The following is a 237-nucleotide window of genomic DNA, read 5'->3' as shown; positions in this document are numbered from 1 at the left end:
TGGCGGTCCGGCTCAAGCAGCAGACGGTATTGCACGCCGATGAGACGCCCGTGCAGCAACTGGACCCGGGTGCCGGCAAGACCAAGCGGGCGTATCTGTGGGCCTATCGTAGCAACGACCTCTCGGGCGGGCCACCGATGGTGGTGTTCGACTACCAGACCAGCCGCAGCGGCAGCCATGCCCGGGCCTTTTTGCAAGGCTGGCAGGGGACACTCATGGCGGATGGCTACGGCGGTT

Annotated in this window: 1 protein-coding gene; it reads left to right on the top strand. The window is 65.8% G+C overall.

Going from position 1 to position 237, the window contains the following annotated elements:
* A partial coding sequence (locus PZA18_RS24900) for an IS66 family transposase (RefSeq protein WP_284103554.1) occupies positions 1 to 237 on the top strand: 237 nt, incomplete at both ends.

The organism is Parachitinimonas caeni (assembly GCF_030129945.1).
GTDB classification, from domain to species: domain Bacteria; phylum Pseudomonadota; class Gammaproteobacteria; order Burkholderiales; family Chitinimonadaceae; genus Parachitinimonas; species Parachitinimonas caeni.
This window is presented reverse-complemented; position numbering and strand designations above follow the sequence as displayed.